The following is a 23,787-nucleotide window of genomic DNA, read 5'->3' on the forward strand; positions in this document are numbered from 1 at the left end:
CTTTCTTCTGATTCTTCATTACATTTTATTAATTCTGGCAACAACGAAACTAATTTTTCTTTCTTTTTGGTGATACTAGTTTCTTGCCTTATATACGATTCTTGCATTTTTTGAATCAATAGTTTAATAAATTCTTCCCTAGTTCTGTATTCGGGTTCAGCAGAAATATTAACTTGTAATTGTGGTTTAGGATTTAACCTAAAACTATGGTTTACATCTTTAAGTAAGTACGTTTTAACAAATTTTTCGTTATACTCCTCAAATTGTAGTCCTGATTGAATTCCAACGTAGTAAACAATAATATAAACTAAATAAAAATTACCATTTTTAATAAACGATATAATTTTTGAAGGAGTCCCTATATCTGGATTACTATCTACCGAAGATATTTTTATTGCTTTAAAATCAATCCAAATCTCCTCTTCTCGATTCATGTAGTTAAACTTACAACGAGCATCCCATGGATTTTTTGTTTTTCCTTGAGGTGATTGCTCAGCATCATGAATAAATCTAGATACTTTTTCATCATTTACTTTTTCTTTAAACTTACCTTCTAAAAAGTCACTAATTTCCGCACCAGCTCTTGCTCGTGCTGAGATTTCTAATTGTTTATTATCATTAATAATTTCTAATACTATTCTTGTTAATTCCTCACATAGAAAAGTTTCATATTTTTTAAAATCCATATAATACCTCTTTGTTTGCAAATTGTTTGTAATTATCTTTTTAAAGGCTCTGAAATACTGATTTCAAAGCCTTTTTATTGTAACATTTGTTATTCCCACTCAACGGTTGCAGGTGGTTTACTTGTAATGTCGTAGACGATACGGTTAACGTGGTCCACTTCGTTTACGATACGTACAGAAATCTTTTGAAGTACTTCCCATGGAATCTTTGCAAAGTCAGCTGTCATACCATCGATAGAAGTGATAGCACGGATTGCAATCGTGTAGTCATACGTACGACCGTCACCCATAACACCAACTGAACGAACGCCTGTGTTCACTGTGAAGTATTGCCAGATATCGCGGCCAAGACCTGCTTTAGCAATTTCCTCACGAAGAATAGCGTCTGATTCGCGAACTGTTTCAAGTTTTTCTTCAGTGATTTCACCCATGACACGGATAGCAAGTCCTGGTCCTGGGAATGGTTGGCGCCATACGATATGGTCTGGCATACCAAGCTCTGTACCAAGGGCACGAACTTCGTCTTTATAGAGTGTGTTGAGTGGTTCAATCAATTCAAACTGCATGTCTTCTGGAAGGCCACCCACGTTGTGGTGTGACTTGATAGTTTGAGCTGTATCCGTACCAGACTCGATCACGTCTGTGTAAAGCGTACCTTGAGCAAGGAATTTCACATCTTTGAGCTTACTTGCTTCGTCATCAAAAACATATACAAACTCATTACCGATGATTTTACGTTTTTGTTCAGGGTCAGAAACGCCAGCAAGTTTATCAAGGAAACGTTTAGCAGCGTCTGCTTTGACGATATTCAAACCAAACTTACCACCAAGCATGTCCATAACTTGGTCCGCTTCTCCTTTACGAAGAAGACCGTGGTCTACGAAGATACAGATCAATTGATCGCCAATAGCCTTTTGGAGAAGAACTCCAACAACTGAAGAGTCAACACCACCTGATAGACCAAGAAGGACACGTTTATCACCGACGGTTTCACGAATTTTTTGGATCTGCATATCAATGAAGTTATCCATTGACCAGTCGCCTTTAGCCTTACAAATGTTAAGGGCGAAGTTGCGAAGGATATCATTTCCGTATACAGAATGACGAACTTCTGGGTGGAATTGGATACCGTAAATGTGTTTATCTGGGTTTTCAATGGCTGCATAAGGGCAGTCAGCTGAAGTTCCAGTACGAACGAAATCAGCAGGAATCTCTGTTACAGCATCACCATGGCTCATCAAAACAGTCTGCTCGTCTGGTGTTGATTCAAAAAGAGCTGATGGTGTGTGAGTAAGAGTTGATTGACCGTATTCACGATTTCCAGCATCACCTGCAGGGACAACTTTTCCTCCAAGTTTATGGGTCAATAACTGCATACCATAACAGATTCCCAAAATAGGAATTCCAAGTTCGAAGATTTCTGGGTCAATATCGAATGAACCATCTTCGTATACAGAGTTTGGACCACCTGATAGGATAATTCCTACAGGATTGATTTCACGAACTTCAGCAGCTGAAATTTTATGGCTCTTTAGTTCTGAAAAAACGCCAATCTCACGGATACGGCGTGAAATCAGCTGGTTGTATTGGCTACCATAGTCCAATACGATGATTTTTTCTACATCTTGCAAATCAGTTGAAATGTTGCTCATCTTTTTCCTTTCTCAAAAGAAATATCTTTTTTCAATATTCTATCACAAATAAGGGCGAATTACCAACTAAACAAGGCGAAGTTTGACTTTTTCTAGTTTATTGGGGTACAATAGAGAAAAGATAGAAATGAAGTGAAAAATATGCTACCCGCTTATATGAAAATCCATGATCAGATTAAAAAGGATATTGACGAACATCGTTGGGCCATTGGTGAGAGACTTCCCAGTGAACGAGACTTAGCAGAGCAGTTTGCGGTCAGTCGCATGACCCTCCGCCAAGCTATTTCCCTCTTGGTCGAAGAAGGAGTTTTAGAGCGCCGTGTAGGAAGTGGCACCTTTGTATCCAGTACACGTGTACAAGAAAAGATGAGAGGGACAACCAGTTTTACTGAAATTGTTAAGTCCCAAGGTAAAGTACCCTCTAGCCAACTCATTTCCTACAGAAAAACTATTCCCAATGAGCAGGAAGTTGCCAAGCTAGGAATTTCTCCAACGGAGAATATTATCCGAATGGAACGAGTCCGCTATGCCGACCAAGTTCCTCTAGTTTATGAAGTTGCTTCTATTCCTGAAAAATTCATTAAGGACTTTAAAAAAGAAGAAATCACCAGTCATTTCTTCCAAACCCTGCAAAAACATGGCTATCGTATCGGCAAATCACAACAGACTATTTATGCTCGCCTTGCTAAGGAAAAAATCGCCCACTATTTAGAAGTTGAAAAAGGACATGCTATTCTTGGTTTGACCCAGGTTTCCTACCTAGAAGATGGTACTGCTTTTGAATACGTAAAAAGTCAGTATGTAGGCGAACGCTTTGAATTTTATCTTGAAAATAATTAGATCACTATGCAAAAACTCTCTGTCACGGACAAAGAGTCTTTTTTATTTCTCTAACAATAAATCTTTCAAAGAAATCAGAGTTACTGCAATTAATATCATTGCCATTCCAAGAAAATCAATGGGATAAAATTTTTCATTCATAATTAGGAAAGCAAAGAAAACCGCTGATATTGGCTCAATTGAAGCCAACAAACTTGACTTGACCGGCCCTATCAAACTGGCTCCTTTAAGGAAAGCTGTATAGGCAAAGACAGTCCCGATAAGAATAATACCCGCAAAAGCAAGGAGAAAATCAAGACTAGTTGGGATAGCAGTCTGTAGAACCCCTGTAAAAGGAAGGGCGACCAAACCAGCTATGACCATTCCCACACCAATGACCAAGTTGCTCCCCCACTTCTTAATCAAGGCTATGGGCAAAATGATATAAAGTGCGTAAGTCAGAGCAGAAAATAGACCCCAGAACAGACCAGAAGGTGTCATAGATAACTGGTCCAACTGCCCATGAGTTGCAATCAGAAAGGTCCCTCCTATGGCTAATATGATTGAAACAATCTCTCCCAGTGTTGGCGCCACCTTATCCTTGATACAGCTATAAATTAAAATTCCGACAGGACAAACATACTGAAGCACCGTCGCGGTTCCTGCATTGGTTTCCTGAATAGCAGTTAGATAGGCAAATTGATTGAGGAAGAGGCCAATTAGAGCAAAAATAAGAAGAGACAGCAAACTCTTTCTATCCTTTAAAAAGGCCAGCATTTTATCCTTTGCAGTAGCATAAGCCAAGAGCATGAGAATTCCACCAGCAATCAAAAGTCGTAAGTTGGTCAAGACCAGAGCCGAAATTCCGTGTGTCATCAGGTATTGGCCACTCGTTCCTGACAAGCCCCAAGCAATTCCAGCCACAACTGTTAATAAAGTCCCTTTTAAACTGTTTGACATGTCTCTCCTTACTCTTCTTTACGAATCAAGTCCATCACTTGATTGCGGTCTAAAATCCATTGAGCCCTCTCATCCTTTTCATAGGTACGATTCGATAGAAAAATAGCCGCTTCTTGGTTCTGACGATTCCACATGATAAAGGTACCTGTATAGCCCGTATGGTCTAGCCAATCTCCTTCCAAATTCCATGCCAAAGAACGTTCCTTGTCATCGAAAGGAGAAAAATTTTGTCTCAAATCTCTTGCAAAATCATCTGCTAAATAGTGTTCTAAAAAGATTTGTAAATCCTTTACAGTCGAAAACAAACCAGCACTACCAGCATGTCTGCCCAGGAGGCGAGCCTTTGGATCATGTACCATGCCTGCCTCTACACCTCTAATTGTTGGAACAGCAAGCTCAACAGGGCCAAATTGGGTTTCCGTCATTCTCCAAGGATTACAAACTTGTTCTTGTAAAATCATATCCAAGTCCTGATCAAAGATTCTTTCTAAAATAAAGCCCAACAGCAAAAAATGGACATCAGAATAAAGAAAGGCTGGCTGACTTCGTCTCTTGAGATGAAACATCGCTTCCTTTAATTCTGAATCTGTTAAAAGATCACGATTGGGAATAAACGGATCAAGGTCTGTAGCATGGGTCAAGAGTTGACGAATAGTGATATCTGGATAATCACTCTCAGGTAAAAAATCTGTTACCGGTCTGTCAATATCTAATTTGCCTTTTTCCCACAAGAAAGTAAAAACCGTACCAACCCCAACAACCTTACTGACACTGGCTAAGTCATAAACCAGTCCTGGCTCAGTATCCAAGCCATGCTCTGGATCACTCTGTCCTAAATAGAACTCCGTCCATTGATTGTCCTTAAAATACGCAAAAGAGGCTCCGGGATAAATCCCTGCCTCGATTTGTTCTTCTATTTTTTTAATAATCTTGGTCCACTTCATACTTCTTCAAACCACAATTCAACATTATTTCTATCTTTACCAAGGAAGAATTTTTCAGACTTAGGAATAAAATATTCAGTAGACTCAAACTTCTTACGAAGACTTTCTATATCTAGTCCATTGACCAAGAACTTGAGCATAGATAAGTCCCAAGTAATCGTATTGTCCACAGTCAAATCTTGCCCCTGAGCTGGGATAAAATCAAGTGATGCCCCAATTTCAGATACTTCCAAGAAACTTTCGACATCAGTTGGGAGATGTAATTCCATAGAAATCTCAAATTTACTCAAAGAAATTGACTCCAAATCTGTTTGAAATTCAAGTTTTTCTTCTACTTCTACTAGACTTTCTCTATCATCTTCCGCATGAATCAAAATCAAATCATCTTCGGGTGAAAAAATCTCAAAAGCGTAGCCATTTTGACCTTTATATAATCGATGAATCGAATCTGTTTTAGATAAGATTCCTTCAATTTCTAAGGGATTTTCTACCTTGACAATCAATCTAGCTAGTTTTTTTCTTCCCTCTACCTTACGAGTGCGCATACTTGGAGCTTCTTCTAAAACCAGCTTTTCTAAACCTGTTTGATCACCTAGTGACAGAAAGGCTGACTCTTCTAATAAGGCCTTCATGCCAAGGGTTTCTATATAAAATGTTTCATTTAATTTTCTATTATTAACTTTTAAAGTAGGAATAATCCGTACAATCTGATTTACATTCATAAACTCCTCCAACTCTTTTATTTTAAAGGATTTTAGAATTTTTTACAAGAAATTATGCTCAGATTTACCTTTTTTTCGTAAAATTTCATCTAAAAAACCGAGGATTTCCTCGGTTTCAATTTCTTATAGGTAAAGGAATTTGAAAATAGCTACTGCCGCAATTGCTGCTGCGATCGGTGCTACTACTGGTACCCAAGAATACCACCATTTTGAATCACCTTTGTGCTCACCAAGAACTGATTTTGGAAGGAAAGCATGAAGGAGACGTGGCCCCAAGTCACGGGCTGGGTTTAAGGCAGGTCCTGTAGGTCCACCAAGTGATGTTACCAAAGCCATAACAAGGAATCCAAGTGCCAAGTGAGCTACTGAAAGTCCTGAAGCAGTATGTGGTGCTACTTGGGCTTTGATTGCTAAATCAGAAAAATCAACATTTTGACCTGCTTGACTAGCCATTTGTTTCATGTATTGAAGCACTTCAGAACCAAAGAAGTTTTTAGTCATTCCAAGGGCTGCAAAGAAAAGAACAAATGATCCAACAAACTCATTTACAAAACCATTAACAGTTGCTGCAAAATGTGATTCTTTTGTACCATTATCCAAACTTGAAATTGTTGAGAAAGTACCCAAAATGTTGTTTGGATTTTCAGTTTTCAAGTAGTATGGGCGGTGTGTTGCCACAACCAAGGCTTGACCAAAGATAGCACCCAAAACTTGTGCAATGATATAAGGCGCTACTTGTGCCCAAGGGAAAAGACCGCTGATTGCAAGTCCAAGAGTGAAGGCTGGGTTGATGTGGTTTCCAGATACGTTACCAAACATTAATGCTGGGATCATAACCCCCATACCATAACCAACAGCGATAACGATCCAGCCACTTTGGTGACCTTTCGTACCTTTAAGTTCAACGTTGGCAACTGCACCATTTCCAAGAATGATCAAAATAGCAGTTCCCAAAAATTCAGTGGCATATTTAATTGCCCATGTGAAATCCATTTGATAGATTCTCCTTAAAATTTTTTAGACAATCCTTATTCTATCAATTTTTATATCTTTTAGCAACTACTTTTCCGAAAGATTATATAAGAAAGCGGTTTTATTTCTTATATAAAACAAAAGGATTAAGGGAGTGAATTTCCTTAATCCGAGAGTTCTTATTCTTGACGTTGTCCGAAATCAGCAATCATCTGCTCCATTTCTTGTCGACTCGGGGTTGTCAGCATATAAAGGTAATCCCCTTGAAGTTCCGCAAAAGCCGCTGGCATGATTTTTTTAACCTTAAACTGCTGAGTATATTTGGCAAGCAAGTCCTCCTCAGAATAGACATAGTGAACATTTGCACGACGGGATGTAGCTAAACAATATTGAGGTTCAAATTCTGACACTGGGAATTCTTCTCCTGCTACAATAGCAGCATATCCACGATAGAGGTCCAAGGAATGAGCAAAGTTATAAACATCGATAGTGAAACCACCTGCAGGGCGGTTATTGTACTCGATGGCAATATAATCATCCCCTTCACGGAAGAACTCGATATGGAAGAACCGTTCTTTCATACCAAATTCTTTGACAATTGCCTCACCATATTTACGTAATTTGGGATCCATGTCCTTAAGAACATAGTAGGAATTGTCCATCTTGTAAATCATGAGATCCAGCGGTGTATAGGCGTAGTCAAAGGTCGTTGAGAAGACAATCTTTCCATCCTTATCCACTAGACCATCAAAGGTGCAAATTTCGCTGGAAGTGACAAATTTTTCAAAGAAATAAACGGTCGAATGGTCCCATTCTTGCTTGAAGTGATTGATATCGTCTTCTGTTTCAAGCTTAAAGGTCGCTGCCGCTCCCACTCCGTTATCAGGTTTGGCAATCATTGGTAGACCGATTTCTTTCACTGCTTTATCCACATCTGCTTCCGTATTGATAACAGCTCCAGGGACCACAGGGACACCTGCTTTTTTGAAAAGCTTCTTCATTTCAGACTTAAATTTCGTCTTTTTGAGATCCTCTGGTTTGGCACCAAAGACATTGAATTGTTCTCTGAGTGCTGCGTCTAGCTCAAGCCAATATTCATTGTGAGACTCGATGCGGTCAATTGGGCCATGTTTATAAAAGAGAAAAGCAACTGCACGTTTGACTTCGTCTATGTTCTCAAGATTATCAACACGGAAATACTCAGTCAGGCTATTGCGTAAAGGTGCATCCAATTGCTCGTATGGTTCTTGACCAATTCCCAAGACTGTGATGCCTTTATTAGCTAGTTCAATGGTAAACTGTTGAAAGTTTTGCGGATAGTAGGGAGAAATAACAAGGTAATTCATAGGTAACTCCTTTTATAAATAGAGATTTCCAAGGAAATAAGGCATTTGTTTGCGCCACCATTCCCAGTCGTGGGCGACATCGTGTCCCCATTCAGCAAACCAGGCTGGAATTTGTTTCTGGTCAAAGGCTTCTTTGAGCTTGTAGAAAGATGGTAGACCGTCTTGTTCCCAGGCACCAAGACCCGTACACAGCACAATCTCCGCCTGACGATAACGGTCAATAAACCAGCCGTCGTTTTGGTTCCAGATATAATCTACTGGCGAGTTTTGGTAAATAGCATCGTCATTGTAGTAATCGCCGACAAAGAAACGTACATCGTAAACACCACTAAGAGCAATTACTTTGGTAAAAACATCTGGATGTTGGAGAAAAAAGTTGACTGCATGGTAGGCGCCCATCGAGCAACCTGTCGTCATCATACCATCAAACCAACCTGTCTTATGCTTGATAAAAGGAATAGCCTCCTCAATCACGTAGCGTTCGTAGGCACGGTGCATCTCTGCTTGGTCGTGCCCATTTTTCCAAGTGGCCAACCAGCTCTCACTATCTACACTGGACAGGGTAAAGAACTGGACACGGCCTTCCTCGATAAAAGAAGCACAGGCATCAATCATGCCAAAATCATAGTATTCGTTGTGACTACCACCTGATGAAGCAAAAACCACAACTGGAATCCCAGCATGTCCATAACGATTAAGGTACATTTCACGGTTAAGATTGCCACTCCAGTGGCTAAGATGTTCAATATGCATGGGCTTTCTCCTTTCTTACTTTACCATTTTTCTGCAAAAAATCTCAGACAGTCTGGTAAATTCTCCGACCATGGAATCTCACTATGGATGGCACCAGACTGAACTTTCAAGACAAGATTATCTAAGTGTACCCCACCTGCTATCAAATCATGGTAATACCGAAGAGACGAATCGATGTAGGCTTGTTTGATATTACCAGCCATCAGGGTCTTGTCCGTATCATCTGCTTCTTCTGTTCCAACATAGATGAAGATACGCTGGTCAGGCGATAGTTTCTGGCGCTCGATATAGCGATTAAAGGCTTCTTGATGGAGCCAGTTAGCAGATGAAAAGACCCCGAGACATCCAATTTGATCTTGGTATTCCAAACCGATAAACTGGGTAATATTACCGCCTAGTGAGGAGCCAATCATAGCCGTATGCTGGCGGTCAGCTTTGGTACGGTAGGTCTCATCGATAAAAGGTTTGACCACCTCCATGACAAACTCAGAATATTCCACACCCTTACCGCCAAACTGCTGCCCCGGAATAGGAGATTCTTGGAACTTCCAAGCCGCATACTCATTCATCCGCCCCATACCATCATTATCAATAGCAACGACAATCATGCGACTGATATCAGGATTACGCTTAATAGCTGGGATAATCTTCCATGAATGGCCAATGAAAGACTCCTTGCTATAAAAAACATTTTGCCCGTCATGAAAGTAAACAACAGGATAGGAACGATCCGTGTCTTTCTCATAATCTTTAGGAAGAAGAACACGTACACGGCGCTCCTTACCTGTATAAGGAACCTTGAGTTTGTGTTCTTTCATTTTTAAATAAAAGTAGGATTGATTCATTGTCAGAAAACTCTCTATATTCAAAATTTTATTTCATTATATCACATTTATAGAAAAAAAGTTAGTTTTGCTTCCATTTTTGGAATTAAAAACTAACTTTTTCATCTATTTTTCTAAATTCTTCTGGATTTTCTGATTAGAGGAGATTATCAATCAAGTCATCCACTTCATCTTTTTCAGCCTGCGGTGTAATCTCAGTAATCATGATTCCAGCAACTGCTCGCTCTACTAATCCTTCAACATCCATACGCGCTTCGTACTGCTCCGCATTCTTAATCTTAGGATTTGTTTTCGGACGATCTGGCGCAAAAATGGTACAACAGTCTTCAAAAGGCTGGATAGAAATTTCAAAGGTGTCAATTTCCTGAGCAATGTCAATGATTTCCAACTTATCCATTGTCACAACTGGACGAATAATTGGAGTGTTGGTAACTGCATTGATAGCCTGCATGCTCTCCAAGGTTTGGCTGGCTACTTGACCTAGGCTTTCCCCATTGATAATTACTAAACCATTTCGTACCTCACGAATACGGTCGGTAATCCTCATCATAAAGCGACGAGTTAGAGTCATCAAGTAAGCTTCTGGCGCTTTAGCCTTGATTTCCTCTTGAATTTCTGTGAAAGGCACCTCGATAAACTGGATATTTCCCCCAAACTTGGTCAATTTACGAGTCAAATCTTGGGCTTTTTTAAGAGCACCAGGACTCGTGTATGGTGGACTTGCAAAGTGAACAGCCTCAATATCCACTCCACGCTTAAGTGCAAGATAACCTGCTACAGGTGAGTCAATCCCTCCTGACAACATAAGCATCCCTTTACCTGAAGTTCCAACTGGTAAACCACCAGCCCCACGAATAGTTTCATAAGAAAGATAGGCTGCTTCTTCACGGATTTCCACCTGAAGATTGATGTCAGGACTTTTCATTTGAGCTTGCACATTTGGAATGGCTTCGAAAACAGCTCCTCCAAGTGTTTGATTGAGTTGACGACTATCCAACTCAAAGTTGTGGTCGCTACGCTTGCTAGAAATTTTAAAGGTCATACCATCCTTGTAGATGTCCTGCATAATCTCTTGGACAGCAGACTTCAGAACTTCTACAGATTTTTCAACCTTATAAACAGGGGAAAAGTTTTGAATTCCAAAGACTTGCTTAAGCGATTCTGCAACTGCTGTGTAATCCGCGCCATTGAGGTATGCGTGGGCACGATCACGATCTGCCGTTACCTTAACTTGGGGATAGATAGACAAAACGTCTGAAATATTATTGCGAAGTTTATTGATGAAACGCATACGATTTTTACCCTTGGTTGACAACTCTCCGTAGCGAATCATAATTTCTGAATACTGCATGAATGCTCCTATCTTACTTTTCTAGTTTGGTTGTAAATTAATTTTAGCTTGGTCAAAAACTGCTCGACCTGACTCATATCATTTTCAAGGTCTAGGCTAAGACGCACAGCTGACTGAGCCTTATCTTTGTCCACTCCCATGGCAATCAAGGTTCCCGCAGGTTTCCCAGCCTTGGATGAACAAGCAGAAGTCGTTGAGATGAAAATATCATAGTCTTCAAAGGCGTGAACAATGACCTCACCACGAACACCCTTAATTCCAAAAGTTAGGATATGAGGGGTAAAATCTTCATCATCAGAGAAGACAAAAATATCTGGATAGTCCAGAAGGGCTTGACGAATCACTGCTTTCATCTGCCCAGTCTTGCTAGTAAAGATATCTAGCTTTTCCATTGACAAACGGAGAGCCTTGGCTGTCGCTGCAATCCCTGCTACATTTTCAGTTGTCGAACGATAATCACGCTCTTGGCCACCACCTGTTAAAAGGGGCGTAATCTTCTTTCCAGACTTGATATAGACAAAACCAACACCACGAACTCCGTGGAACTTGTGACCAGAGAAGGTCGCAAAATCCACTCGTTCTGTCAGGTATTTTTCAGTCGGAATCTTGGCAAGCGCCTGAACCGCATCAACATGGAAGGAAATAGTTGGCTTGTCTGCCAACAGTTCTGAAATAGCCTCAATAGGCTGAACAGAGCCGATTTCATTGTTCACAGCCATGACAGATACGAGGGTCGTATCAGGTCTTATCAAATCTGCTAACGCTTCAACATCCACAAATCCTTTGTTATCAACTGGAGCAAAATCCACCTCAAAACCTTGAGATTTCAACCAGAGGGCTGATTCCTTAACTGCTGGATGTTCAATGGCTGATACGATGATGTGCTTACCAAACTGGGATTTTTCAAATGCTACTCCCTTGATGACCCAGTTATCCCCTTCTGTTCCACCAGAAGTAAAGAAGATTTCCACACTTTTCTTACCGATTAAATCCGCAATCTGTTGGCGCGAAGCATCTAAGATTCGTGTTGCCTGGTCTCCCAAACGATGGAGACTAGATGGATTTCCTAAAATTTTTGAAGCAACCTGCATATAGGTTTCAAGTGCTTCAGGATAGGGCTTGGTCGTCNCCGAATTATCAAAGTAAATCATGTTTTCTCACGCTTTCTAAAATCACTCCTTCTATTGTATCATGAAACGGAGTCTGCGACAAGAATGGGCAATTCCTCTTTTTTTAAGATTTTTTTAAAGAAATGCGGTATAATAAATTTTAATTAAAGGAGAGAATGTATGTCTAATTATCGTAGAACTTCAAAACCAAAAACAGAACACATCAAAAAAGGCTTCACGGTCTTTCAAAAAATCATTGCTACAATCGGTAGTATCCTTGGCTTGATTACTGCCAGTATCACGATTATGAACGCCTTGGATAATAACAAAAATACTAAAAAAGAACCTACGACAAGCCAGACGACAACCATTGTCAAAGAAATTCAAAAGGAATCCCCTCAGGAAAATACTACTCCCAATAAGGAAAATAACACCACTCAAGAAAAACCAAAGCAAGTTGAAACGCCGAAATCCAGCGTCAAGGAAGAGCAGAAAGCAGCAACTCAGGATTCTTCTACTCCTACTCCAAGTAAACCTGCTACTGAAAATGAAAAACAGTCCAATATTCCAAATTCGGAAAATAATACTCAATGAAAATCAAAGAGCAAACTAGGAAGCTAGCCGTAGGCAGTACTTGAGTACGGCAAGGCGAAGCTGACGTGGTTTGAATTTGATTTGCGAAGAGTATAAAAGTAATCAATAGCCAGTAAAATAGCTCCTTCCAAACTTGGAAAGAAGCTATTTTTTTATTGTTGTAAAACTTTTCTTGGTTTGGTACCTTCAGCTGGACCGATGACACCTGCCATCTCAAGTTCTTCCATGAGGCGAGTCGCACGGTTAAATCCAACTGATAAACGACGTTGAATCATAGACGCACTGGCTTTCTGGGTTTCTATTACCAAAGCCTTTGCTTCTTCAAAAAGCGGATCTCCACCAGATTCACCATCTGAAAATTCTCCGTCATTTTCAGAGACCTCACCTGGATCAAAACTCTCATCGTAGTCCGCATCTGCCTGAGCCTTGATAAAGTTTACGATACGTTCGACATCGTCATCCGAGATAAAGGATCCTTGTAAACGAACTGGATGATTTTCATCAATCGGTTTAAAGAGCATGTCTCCTCGACCAAGCAGTTTTTCTGCTCCATTTTCATCCAAGATGGTTCGTGAATCTGTACCAGACGAAACCGCAAATGCCACACGGGATGGGACATTGGCCTTAATCAGACCAGAGATGACATCAACGGATGGACGCTGGGTTGCAAGAATCATGTGGATACCAGCAGCACGCGCCTTCTGTCCGAGACGAATAATAGCATCTTCTACTTCCTTGCTGGCTACCATCATAAGGTCAGCCAACTCATCCACAATCACGACAATGAGTGGTAGTGGAACCTGCTTGTATTCAGATTGGGAATTGAACTCTTCTACCTTGGCATTAAAACCTGCAATGTTACGAACTCCCACCTTGGCAAAGAGTTCATAACGGTTTTCCATCTCATCCACAACCTTTTGCAGAGCCTTGCTGGCCTTGCGTGGATTGGTCACAACTGGAATTAAGAGATGGGGGATATCATTGTAAACAGATAACTCAACCATCTTGGGGTCAACCATCATAAATTTGACTTGGTCTGGTCTTGCCTTCATGAGAATGCTAGCAATAATACCATTAACAGCTACTGACTTCCCTGAACCCGTTGAACCTGCGACGAGCAAATGAGGCATTTTTGAAAGGTCAAAAGCTCTTGCGGTGCCATTAACTGCCTTCCCTAAAGGAATTTCCAAGAGATTTTCTGCTTTCGTTTGAGATTGTTCCCATAGTTCTCGGAAGGAGACAGTCGCAATCTCGGAGTTAGGTACTTCAATTCCGACTAGGGATTTCCCAGGGATAGGTGCCTCGATTCGGACATCCTTGGCTGCCAAGGCTAGAGCGAGGTCATCTGCTAGATTGGAAATACGGTTGACCCGTACACCGACTGCCGGTTTGACTTCATACTTGGTCACCGATGGCCCAATTTCGGCTCGTTCAACCGTTACCTTGATACCAAAGCTGGCAAAGGTTTCTTCAAGGATTTTGATATTTTCTCGGACAATTTTCTTTTCTTTAGACTGGTCCTTTGGTTTATCTGGGGCAAAAAGTTGTAAACTAGGAAGTTTGTATTCAAGGGCTTCCTTGGCTGAAAAATCGACCTGAACCTCTTCATCATCAAAGGTTTCTTCCTGTTCAGGGAATTCAAGTTCAGCTTGAGGCAGGATGATTTCTGATTCCACCCACTCTTCTTCAGGTATAGGTGGAAGATCCTGAATGGCTTCCTCTGTCAAAATCTCACCCGTTTCCATATCGACAGGAGGCAAATCGAGTAAGGCTTTCTCAGCCGCTTCTTTTTCTAATCTAGCCTCTTCCTCAGCCTTTTGACGAGCTTTTTCTTCTTGTTTGACAAAGCGTTCCTCTTTTCGACGCTCATTCCCTTCTCGCCATTTAGCAAATCCTCTACTGAAAAATTCAGCAATATCATAAACAGACCAAGTACTGATTAGGAGGGTACCTGTTAAAATCAAAATAGCCCCAATAAAATAAGTACCGATATTTGAGAAGAGAAAGGCAATTGGCATATAGAGCCCAACACCAATCAACCCCCCACCGGCAAAACTGGTCGTTCGAAAACCAGTTAAATCCGTCACAACCTGAGCCATGGTTCCTTTTAGAACGGACTTGTCCAAACCATATTTCCAAACTAAGTAGGCCTCAAAAATCAAGAGCAAACCTGCAAATATGGTGAAAAAGCCAGATAGGAGCCCTTCCTGTTTTCGTATCCACTTGAAGAAGAAGAGATAGAGCAGGATACCAAATATTGCCAAATAAGCTAGGCTACCTACCAGCAAGCGTATTAAATTGTAAAGGGTGATACCTGCAGCCCCTAATTTGAAGGCTGCGAAAATCAATAAAAGCGCGATTCCCAACGAAATCAACATTCGTTGAATCGCTTCTTTTCTTTCGAGTTCTGCTTTAGACGGTCTCCGTCTTGTTTTACTTGTATTCTTGTTTGCCATTCTTCTATTATACCATATTTCACAGGCATTTCGGAAAGAGAAAAAGACTGCACCAAACGGTCCAATCTTTTCATTTTCTATCTAAGTTTTATGCTTGTGGTTTGCGTAGGTAACCATAGACCACACCACTTACAATTGCTCCTACTAAGACAGAGGCAAGGTAAAGAAGAGCATTTGAAGTAAGGGCGATTACAAAGATTCCTCCGTGTGGCGCCATAAGTTTGATACCAGCAAGACCAACGAGGCCACCTGCTACTGCTGAACCAAGGATAAAGCTCGGGATAGCACGAGCTGGGTCAGCCGCACCAAATGGAATCGCTCCCTCAGTGATAAATGATAAGCCCATGATGATGTTAGTCAAACCAGAGTTGCGTTCTTCTTTAGTAAATTTATCTTTGAAAAGAAGAGTTGCGACAAAGATTGCAAGTGGTGGAACCATTCCTCCAGCCATAACTGCTGCCATGGCTACAGAACCACCTGAAGAAACAGTCGCTGCAAGCGTACCTGTACCAAAGACATAAGCCGCTTTGTTAACTGGTCCACCCATGTCAACAGCCATCATTCCACCAAGGACGATACCAAGAAGAACAGCTGAACCGCCTCCAAGACCGCCAAGGAAATCATTCATAGCAGTGTTGATTGCTGCCATCGGGATGTTAACAGCTAGCATGACAAATCCAGTCAAGATTGTTCCAAGAAGTGGCAAGAGAAGGATTGATTTAGCACCTTCAAGTGAACGAGGAACTTTAACGTATTTTTTGATAGCAAGAACCAAGGCACCTGCGATAAATCCACCAACAAGGGCACCTAGGAAACCAGATGAGACACCTGCAAGAGTTGAAGTTGCTTCACCACCTGCTGCATAAGGGATTTTACCAAAGGCAAAACCTTCTTTGGCAATAGCACCAGCCACGAAACCTGCTACCAAGCCTGGTTTTTCAGCGATAGAGTAGGCAACATAACCTGCAAAGACTGGAAGCATCAAGCCAAAGGCTGCACCACCAATTTTCATGAACATAGAAGCTAGCTCATGGTAAGAACCAAGATTTCCAAGATTTTCATTTGGAACACCCAAAGCTCCATCAATCAAGAAGGCAAGGGCGATCATGATACCACCACCAATAACGAATGGCAACATTTGAGATACACCACTCATCAAGTGTTTGTAGAAGGCACCACCAAGGCTTTGTTTTTCATTACTTGTTGTTGCAGCTTTTGCTCCATTTGCGGCACGGTAGACTTCCGCATCCCCAGAAAGAGCCAAGTTAATCAATTCTTCTGTCTTACGGATACCGTCAGCAACTGGACGATTGATCAATGGTTTGCCATCGAAACGATCCATTTCTACAGCCTTATCTGCTGCGATGATAACCGCTTTAGCCTTACGGATATCTTCTGCAGTTAGTTGGTTTCCAACACCGCTAGCACCGTTAGTTTCGACCTTGATACCAACCCCCATTTCAGCAGCTACTTTTTGAAGGGCTTCTTGGGCCATGTAAGTGTGGGCAATACCTGTTGTACAAGCTGTAACAGCTACGATGAAGTCGGCAGATTCATTGGCAGGCGCTTGAACAGCCTCCACAGTTTTTTCTGAAGCTTGGTCAAAAAGTTCAATGACTTGGTCAGCTGATGTTGCTTGACGAAGTTTGTCAGCAAAACCGTCTTTCATTAAGTATTGAGACAATTCTGCCAAGGCTGCCAAGTGAGTGTCATTGGCACCTTCTGGAGCCGCAATCATGAAGAAAAGGTCTGTTGCTTGTCCATCTAAACTCTCGTAGTCAACACCCTTGTTTGACTTAGCAAAGAGAACAGTCGCTTCTTTGACAGCAGCGTTTTTGCTGTGAGGCATAGCGATACCATCACCCAAGCCTGTAGAAGTCAGAGCTTCACGCGCCAAAATTCCTTCTTTAAATGTTTCAAAATCTGTTACATAACCGTGGTCTGTCAAACTTTTAATCATCTCGTCGATGACAGCTGTTTTTTCAGTTGCCTGCAAATCCAGCAACATGACATCTTTTCTCAATAGGTCTTGAATTTTCATCGTTTTTCTACCTCAACTTTTTCATATGTTTCTTTAATAAATTCCGCTGTTGCCAAGTCATCTGAGAAGGTCGTTGCCGTTCCACAAGCCACTCCCCATTTAAAGGCTTCTACTGCGTCTTTTGATTTGACAAATTCACCTGTAAATCCAGCGACCATAGAGTCACCAGCTCCAACTGAATTTTTCACTGTTCCCTTGATTGGTTTAGCGAAGTAAGCTCCCTCAGATGTGACAAGAAGTGCACCATCCCCAGCCATCGAGATAATGACGTTTTGAGCACCTTTAGCCAGCAATTCTCGAGCATATTTCTCGATTTGGTCCAAACTTTCAAGTTTCACTCCAAAGATAGCTCCAAGTTCGTGATTGTTTGGTTTGACCAAAAGTGGCTGGTAGTCCAAACTATCAATCAAGGTCTGTCCTTCAAAGTCACAAACCACTTGTGCACCCGTCTGACGCGTCAAGGCAATCAAATCCTTATAGATAACATTGCCTAGATTTTTAGCACTTGAACCAGCAAAGACAACCGTGTCTTCTGCAGTCAAACTAGACAATATAGCTTTCAATTCTTCTAACTGGGGTGGTTCGACATTTGGACCCGTTCCGTTGATTTCTGTCTCTTGGTCTGCTTTGATTTTAACATTGATACGAGTATCTTCTGCCACTTGGACAAAACGTGTCTCGATTTCTTCCTCTGCTAAAGTATCTGTGATAAATTTACCAGTAAAGCCACCGATAAATCCCGTCGCTGTATTTGGAATATCTAAGCGCTTCAAGACACGACTGACATTGATTCCTTTCCCACCAGCAAACTTATCATCACTACCCATTCGATTGACACTACCGACTTGGACTTGGTCCAAACGAACGATATAGTCAATGGATGGATTGAGTGTGACTGTATAAATCATACTTCTATTACCTCCGTTTTCTCCTTAATAATCTGCAAGAGCTCATGCCCTTGACTTGTGATAACAATAGCTCGTTTGAGTGGTGCTACCTTGGCAAAGCAAGTTTGTCCAATTTTAGACGAATCCACCAAGACATAGGTCTGTTTGGCGTTTTCCAAAATAGCACGCTTCACAGCTCCCTCCTCCATATCAGGAGTCGTATAATAACCATCGTCCACACCATTCATCCCGATAAAAGCACGGTCAAAGTGCAATTGGTTAATCTGATTAAGAGCAACGCCCCCGATGCTAGCATCTGTTGCCATCTTGACACTTCCTCCAACCATGACAGTTGGAATCTGCTTTTCAACCAACTGTGCAGCATGGTGAATCGAGTTGGTCACGACTGTAACATTCTTATTGACCAATTCATGAATCAAAAAAGCAGTTGTTGTTCCAGCATCGATAAAGATGACATCTTGTTCCTTGATGAGAGAGGCTGCTTTCTGAGCCAGCAACTTCTTCTCTTGAAGGTTTTTGACAGATTTTTCTTGAATGGTTTCTTCTTCCTGCAAGGAATGGGGCAATTCTGCTCCACCATGCACGCGACGAAGCTTGTTTTCCGCTTCCAACTCATCCAAGTCTCTTCGAACCGTTGATTCTGACGTTTCTAACAAACTAACTAATTTCTCTAGAGAAACTACATGATGTTGATTTAACTCCTCTAAAATCAGTTGTTTCCGCTCTGTTTTTAACACTGAATCACCTCCTGTTATCGTTTACACTATTCATTCTATCACACTTTCTTTCAAAGTCAAGCGTTTTTTATCATTTTCTTTCAAAATCTATCATTTTTCTTATTTCTAGAATTTTTATTGCAAGATAAGAGGCTTTATGATAGACTATTTAAGTAAGTATTGGAAGATTACTCAAGAGGCTTAAGAGGCCGTGTTGGAAACGCGGTAGGCGTGTAACAGCGTACGTGGGTTCGAATCCCATGTCTTCCGTAAATGATTAAAACTGCATCATGGTGCAGTTTTTTTATACCTTTCTAAATACACTTATTTTACAAACACATATAGAATACCTTGTTAAACGAGAATTGCTAACTAAAAAAGAAATGACCCAAAGCCAAACCTTAGTTTTTACAACTAAAATTTAACTTCAGATCACCCTTACTTTTAATATTTATTTACGTTTCTTCTTGGCTTTTTTCATCTTGTTAGCCATGCGTTTCATGGACTGTTTCATGGCAAATTCACCGATTTTACCTTTAAGCCCTCCTCCAAACATTTGACTCATATCTGGAATTCCTGCTCCTCCGAGAGATGATAAGTCAGGCATACCACCTTGTCCCATCATTCCTTCAAGGGCAGACATATCCATACCTCCCATATTTGGCATATTTTTAGGAAGGTTATTCGGATTGATTCCCATTTGTTTCATCATCTTGTTCATATCACCAGACATGACACCTTGCATGAGCTGTTTAGCCTGATTAAAGTCTTTGATAAATTTATTGACTTCGACAAAACTATTACCAGAACCAGTAGCAATACGACGACGGCGGCTTGGATTTAACAAATCTGGATTTTCACGCTCTTCAGGTGTCATGGAAGATACGATGGCACGTTTGCGAGCAATCTGACGCTCATCCACCTTCATGTTTTGAAGAGCTGGATTGTTAGCCATACCTGGAATCATCTTGAGCAAGTCTTCCATTGGCCCCATGTTTTGCACCTGATCCAACTGATCAATGAAATCATTGAAATCAAAGGTGTTTTCACGCATCTTTTCAGCCATTTCAAGGGCTTTTTGTTCATCGTATTCCTGAGAAGCTTTCTCAATTAAAGTGAGCATATCCCCCATACCAAGAATACGGCTAGACATGCGATCTGGGTGGAAGGTTTCAATATCCGTAATCTTTTCACCTGTACCAGTGAACTTGATTGGTTTTCCAGTAATGTGACGAACAGATAGAGCCGCACCACCACGAGTATCACCATCAATCTTGGTAAGGATGACCCCCGTCACTTCCAGCTGAGCATTAAACTCACGCGCAACATTGGCCGCTTCTTGACCAATCATAGCATCAACGACGAGCAAAATTTCATTTGGTTGAGCTAGTGTTTTCACATCGCGAAGCTCATTCATCAAAAGCTCATCAATCTGCAAACGACCTGCCGTATCAATCAAGACATAGTCATTATGATTGGCTTGAGCTTGCTCCAAACCTTGACGAACAATCTCAACAGCTGGTACTTCTGTTCCAAGTGCAAATACAGGAACATCAATCTGCTGTCCAAGCGTCTTCAACTGGTCAATAGCCGCAGGACGGTAAATATCCGCCGCAATCATCAAAGGGCGAGCATTTTCTTCTTTCTTGAGTTTGTCGGCCAATTTACCAGCAAAAGTTGTTTTACCAGCCCCCTGCAAACCGACCATCATGATAATCGTAGGAATCTTAGGTGACTTGATAATCTCAGCAGTATCAGAACCTAAAACGGTTGTCAGTTCCTCATCAACGATTTTAATAATCTGTTGCGCAGGATTAAGAGTATCAATGACCTCATGCCCGACTGCACGCTCACGAACTTTCTTGATAAAGTCCTTTACAACAGGCAAGGCAACATCGGCCTCAAGCAAGGCCAAGCGAATTTCTTTGGTTGCCTCTTGGACATCAGATTCAGAGATTTTTCCTTTTTTACGTAAATTTTTAAAGACGTTCTGCAAACGTTCTGTTAAACTTTCAAATGCCATTTTTATTCCTCTTATTCTCTATTATCAATGCTTGTTAAAATTTCTATCTGCTCCTGCAGAAAGTCATCCTTGGGATAGCGCTCCAAGATCTGGTCAAAAATCTGACTACGGACAATGTAATCCGAGTACATGTGCAGTTTCATCTCATAATCTTCCAGAATCTTTTCTGTCCGCTTGATATTATCATAGACTGCTTGTCGACTAACCCCGAACTCCTCAGCTATCTCAGCAAGACTATAGTCATCTGCATAGTAAAGTTCAATATAGTTCATTTGCTTGTCCGTCAAAAGTGCAGCATAAAATTCAAAGAGCGCATTCATACGATTGGTTTTTTCAATTTCCATAACTTTTATTATACCAAAAAAACGATTATACCGCTAGAGTAGAACCACTTCAAATAGAGTAAAGTAAAGGCAAAAAAGAACCTTGCATAGCAAGATTCTNTTAATGTCTGACTTAAATAATTGTTCTTCTGGGAACTAAATCGAATTAAGCTTCGATTTCTGTAACCATACCTGAACCAACAGTACGTCCACCCTCACGGATAGAGAATGTAGTACCTTGTTCTACGGCGATTGGGTGGATCAACTCAACGTCGATAGTCACGTTATCACCAGGCATTACCATTTCAGTACCTGCTGGAAGTTCGATTGAACCTGTAACGTCAGTAGTACGGAAGTAGAATTGTGGACGGTAGTTGTTGAAGAATGGAGTGTGACGTCCACCTTCTTCTTTAGTAAGGATGTAAACTTCACCTTTGAATTTAGTGTGTGGGTTGATTGAACCTGGTTTAGCGATAACTTGTCCACGTTCGATTTCGTCACGTTGAACACCACGAAGAAGGACACCTACGTTATCTCCGGCAAGACCTTCGTCAAGTTGTTTACGGAACATTTCAACACCAGTAACAACTGCTTTTTGAGTTTCTTCTTTGATACCAACGATTTCGATTTCGTCGTTGACTTTAACGATACCACGGTCGATACGTCCTGAAGCAACTGTACCACGTCCAGTGATTGAGAATACGTCTTCGACTGGAAGAAGCAATGGTTTGTCAGTGTCACGTTCTGGTTCTGGGATGTACTCATCAACTGTGTTCATCAATTCCATAACGATGTCTTCGTATTTAGTGTCACCTTCAAGGGCTTTAAGAGCTGAACCTTGGATAACTGGAAGATCGTCACCTGGGAAGTCGTATTCTGACAATAGGTCACGGATTTCCATTTCAACCAATTCAAGCAATTCTTCATCATCAACCAAGTCAACTTTGTTCATGAAGACGATAAGGTGTTTAACACCAACCTGACGTGAAAGAAGGATGTGCTCACGAGTTTGTGGCATTGGTCCGTCAGTTGAAGCTACTACAAGGATAGCTCCGTCCATTTGAGCGGCACCAGTGATCATGTTTTTAACGTAGTCCGCGTGTCCTGGAGCGTCGATGTGAGCATAGTGACGTTTTTCAGTTTCGTACTCAACGTGCGCAGTGTTGATAGTGATACCGCGTTCGCGTTCTTCTGGAGCAGCATCGATAGACGCATAGTCTTTAGGTTGGTTAACTGATGAAGGCAAGCGACGTGCCAAAACAGTTGTGATAGCTGCAGTTAGGGTAGTTTTACCGTGGTCAACGTGTCCGATAGTACCAATGTTAACGTGTGGTTTACTACGATCGTATTTTTCTTTTGCCATTTGAGTAAAAGCCTCCAATAAAATATATTTTATAGATAGACAGTAGGCAATACAGTCTAACTTTCCTTACTATTTTATCAAATTTCAGCTAAATTGCAAGTGTTTTACAAAGTTTTTGTGAATTATTCTTAATCTACTAATCTAAACGACACTTCTGCTCCTATCACTTAGCTAAACAAAAAGAAAAGTCAGGAATTCCTGACTTTTACTTAGCTAATTCTCTTTCTCGTTCTTTCATTATTTTATGATTTTCATACAAACGTGATAAGAACTTAGAAATTTCTTTCAAGATAGAATAGGTTGGTACAGCGACAATCATACCGATGACACCATAGATATTACTTGATAACAAAAGTAATACCAAAATCGTAATTGGGTGAACCTTCATCACGCCACCAACGATACGAGGGTAAAGGATGTTTCCATCCACTTGTTGGATGATTAGCATATAAACAACTGCAATTAGCATTCGATGAGGATCAGTAAAGACATTGGCGATAATCATTGGAATCAAACCAATACTTGGCCCCACATACGGAATGAGATTGGCTAATCCTGAAAAGATGGCAAAGACCAAAGCATATTTTAAACCGATAACGCTATATCCGATAAAGGCCAAACAACCAATAATAATCGCATCAATTGCGACTCCACTAATATATCGAGCAATTGTCGCATTCAAATTCTTTAACAGACCAGCAATATGCAACTTATCTCTCTTTAAAACAGTTCGTTCAAGCATCGGTAAAAATTTGTTACCATCTAGCAGAAAATAAATTAAAAATACAGGAGTCATGATTATAATAAGAACGGTACTAAAAAGAGCTGATAAAACACTACCGACACTATTCGTAACGCTATTCAATATATTTTGCAGAATATCCACATAGGAGAGATTTAACTGTTGAATAGTTGCTTGAATATCCAAACTTTGAAATGCTGGATAGGTAGATAGATCCACAATCAAATCTTGCAAACGACTGTAAATAGTCTGGCTAGTAGCAATCAAACTAGTCAACTGATTAATCAAAATCGGTAAGAGATAGACTACCCCAATCACAAGCCCCCAGACCAAAGCACACAAGATTAATAAAATACCAATGATACGATTGATTTTGAAATATTTTTGTAAAAAATTGACTATAGGATTGGTCAAATAATATAAAAAACCACCTAATAAAAAGGGAATCATTATAGTATTTGC

21 protein-coding genes and 1 tRNA gene are annotated in these 23,787 nt (G+C 40.8%); 3 read left to right on the forward strand and 19 right to left on the reverse strand.

All coding sequences use genetic code 11. From position 1 onward, the window contains the following. Both D8837_RS07640 and guaA read right to left on the reverse strand, forming a co-directional pair. A partial coding sequence (locus D8837_RS07640; protein WP_142998997.1) for a hypothetical protein occupies positions 1-686 on the reverse strand: 686 nt, incomplete at its 3' end. 89 nt (positions 687-775) lie between these two features. Then, the gene (gene guaA / locus D8837_RS07645) at positions 776-2,338 is read right to left on the reverse strand and encodes a glutamine-hydrolyzing GMP synthase (RefSeq protein WP_125456683.1); all 1,563 of its coding nucleotides are present in this window, start codon (positions 2,336-2,338) and stop codon (positions 776-778) included. Between the two features lie 141 nt (positions 2,339-2,479). Between guaA and D8837_RS07650 the strand changes: the two genes are divergently transcribed. After that, positions 2,480-3,178, forward strand: a complete 699-nt coding sequence (locus D8837_RS07650) for a GntR family transcriptional regulator (protein WP_000936183.1) — start codon at positions 2,480-2,482, stop codon at positions 3,176-3,178. 42 nt (positions 3,179-3,220) lie between these two features. Here D8837_RS07650 and D8837_RS07655 read toward each other — a convergent pair whose 3' ends face one another. From D8837_RS07655 to D8837_RS07695, 9 genes are all read right to left on the reverse strand, one after another. Continuing rightward, on the reverse strand, positions 3,221-4,117 hold the full coding sequence (locus D8837_RS07655) for a DMT family transporter (RefSeq protein WP_125456684.1): 897 nt from the start codon (positions 4,115-4,117) through the stop codon (positions 3,221-3,223). A gap of 8 nt (positions 4,118-4,125) precedes the next feature. Continuing rightward, positions 4,126-5,061 carry a serine hydrolase domain-containing protein gene (locus D8837_RS07660; protein ID WP_125456685.1) on the reverse strand — a complete coding sequence of 312 codons (936 nt, stop codon included), beginning with the start codon at positions 5,059-5,061 and terminating at the stop codon, positions 4,126-4,128. After that, positions 5,058-5,783 (reverse strand): CppA N-terminal domain-containing protein, encoded by a 726-nt coding sequence (locus D8837_RS07665; RefSeq protein WP_125456686.1) that lies wholly within the window; start codon positions 5,781-5,783, stop codon positions 5,058-5,060. Before D8837_RS07665 ends, D8837_RS07660 begins: the two co-directional genes overlap by 4 nt. 123 nt (positions 5,784-5,906) lie before the next feature. After that, on the reverse strand, positions 5,907-6,776 hold the full coding sequence (gene gla / locus D8837_RS07670; protein WP_049491488.1) for an aquaglyceroporin Gla: 870 nt from the start codon (positions 6,774-6,776) through the stop codon (positions 5,907-5,909). Between the two features lie 158 nt (positions 6,777-6,934). Beyond that, entirely contained in the window at positions 6,935-8,101 is a 1,167-nt protein-coding gene (locus D8837_RS07675) for an ATP-grasp domain-containing protein (RefSeq protein WP_125456687.1), read from the reverse strand. Positions 8,102-8,113: 12 nt separating this feature from the next. After that, entirely contained in the window at positions 8,114-8,854 is a 741-nt protein-coding gene (locus D8837_RS07680; RefSeq protein ID WP_125456688.1) for an esterase family protein, read from the reverse strand. Positions 8,855-8,874: 20 nt separating this feature from the next. Further along, entirely contained in the window at positions 8,875-9,699 is an 825-nt protein-coding gene (locus D8837_RS07685) for an alpha/beta hydrolase (RefSeq protein WP_125456689.1), read from the reverse strand. Positions 9,700-9,835: 136 nt separating this feature from the next. Beyond that, the gene (thiI, locus tag D8837_RS07690; protein ID WP_125456690.1) at positions 9,836-11,050 is read right to left on the reverse strand and encodes a tRNA uracil 4-sulfurtransferase ThiI; all 1,215 of its coding nucleotides are present in this window, start codon (positions 11,048-11,050) and stop codon (positions 9,836-9,838) included. Positions 11,051-11,058: 8 nt separating this feature from the next. Beyond that, positions 11,059-12,201: a cysteine desulfurase family protein gene (locus tag D8837_RS07695; protein WP_125456691.1), complete on the reverse strand. Its 1,143-nt coding sequence runs from the start codon at positions 12,199-12,201 to the stop codon at positions 11,059-11,061. 138 nt (positions 12,202-12,339) lie between these two features. Between D8837_RS07695 and D8837_RS07700 the strand changes: the two genes are divergently transcribed. Next, positions 12,340-12,753: a DUF6556 family protein gene (locus D8837_RS07700; RefSeq protein ID WP_125456692.1), complete on the forward strand. Its 414-nt coding sequence runs from the start codon at positions 12,340-12,342 to the stop codon at positions 12,751-12,753. A 152-nt stretch (positions 12,754-12,905) separates the two neighbouring features. Here D8837_RS07700 and D8837_RS07710 read toward each other — a convergent pair whose 3' ends face one another. The 4 genes from D8837_RS07710 to D8837_RS07725 all read right to left on the reverse strand — a co-directional run bounded on the left by D8837_RS07710 (position 12,906) and on the right by D8837_RS07725 (position 18,895). Continuing rightward, positions 12,906-15,209: a DNA translocase FtsK gene (locus D8837_RS07710; protein WP_125456693.1), complete on the reverse strand. Its 2,304-nt coding sequence runs from the start codon at positions 15,207-15,209 to the stop codon at positions 12,906-12,908. Between the two features lie 88 nt (positions 15,210-15,297). Beyond that, the gene (locus tag D8837_RS07715; RefSeq protein ID WP_125456694.1) at positions 15,298-17,250 is read right to left on the reverse strand and encodes a fructose-specific PTS transporter subunit EIIC; all 1,953 of its coding nucleotides are present in this window, start codon (positions 17,248-17,250) and stop codon (positions 15,298-15,300) included. Continuing rightward, a complete protein-coding gene (pfkB, locus tag D8837_RS07720) occupies positions 17,247-18,158 on the reverse strand; it encodes a 1-phosphofructokinase (protein WP_125456695.1) in 912 nt (303 codons plus the stop codon). Before pfkB ends, D8837_RS07715 begins: the two co-directional genes overlap by 4 nt. Beyond that, positions 18,155-18,895 (reverse strand): DeoR/GlpR family DNA-binding transcription regulator, encoded by a 741-nt coding sequence (locus tag D8837_RS07725; RefSeq protein WP_125386025.1) that lies wholly within the window; start codon positions 18,893-18,895, stop codon positions 18,155-18,157. Before D8837_RS07725 ends, pfkB begins: the two co-directional genes overlap by 4 nt. Before the next feature lie 161 nt (positions 18,896-19,056). Here D8837_RS07725 and D8837_RS07730 point away from each other — a divergent pair. Then, positions 19,057-19,144, forward strand: a tRNA-Ser gene (locus tag D8837_RS07730). 181 nt (positions 19,145-19,325) lie between these two features. On the opposite strand, the gene ffh is transcribed toward D8837_RS07730, so the two are convergent. From ffh to D8837_RS07750, 4 genes are all read right to left on the reverse strand, one after another. After that, a complete protein-coding gene (ffh, locus tag D8837_RS07735; RefSeq protein WP_125456696.1) occupies positions 19,326-20,897 on the reverse strand; it encodes a signal recognition particle protein in 1,572 nt (523 codons plus the stop codon). An 11-nt stretch (positions 20,898-20,908) separates the two neighbouring features. After that, positions 20,909-21,241: a putative DNA-binding protein gene (locus tag D8837_RS07740; protein ID WP_000402066.1), complete on the reverse strand. Its 333-nt coding sequence runs from the start codon at positions 21,239-21,241 to the stop codon at positions 20,909-20,911. A gap of 145 nt (positions 21,242-21,386) precedes the next feature. After that, positions 21,387-22,583 (reverse strand): elongation factor Tu, encoded by a 1,197-nt coding sequence (gene tuf / locus D8837_RS07745; protein WP_001040726.1) that lies wholly within the window; start codon positions 22,581-22,583, stop codon positions 21,387-21,389. A gap of 205 nt (positions 22,584-22,788) precedes the next feature. After that, the coding region (locus tag D8837_RS07750) for an AI-2E family transporter (protein WP_142998998.1) at positions 22,789-23,787 on the reverse strand (999 nt) is incomplete at its 5' end.

The sequence above is a fragment of the Streptococcus mitis genome, from assembly GCF_003942965.1.
Lineage (GTDB): Bacteria > Bacillota > Bacilli > Lactobacillales > Streptococcaceae > Streptococcus > Streptococcus mitis_BH.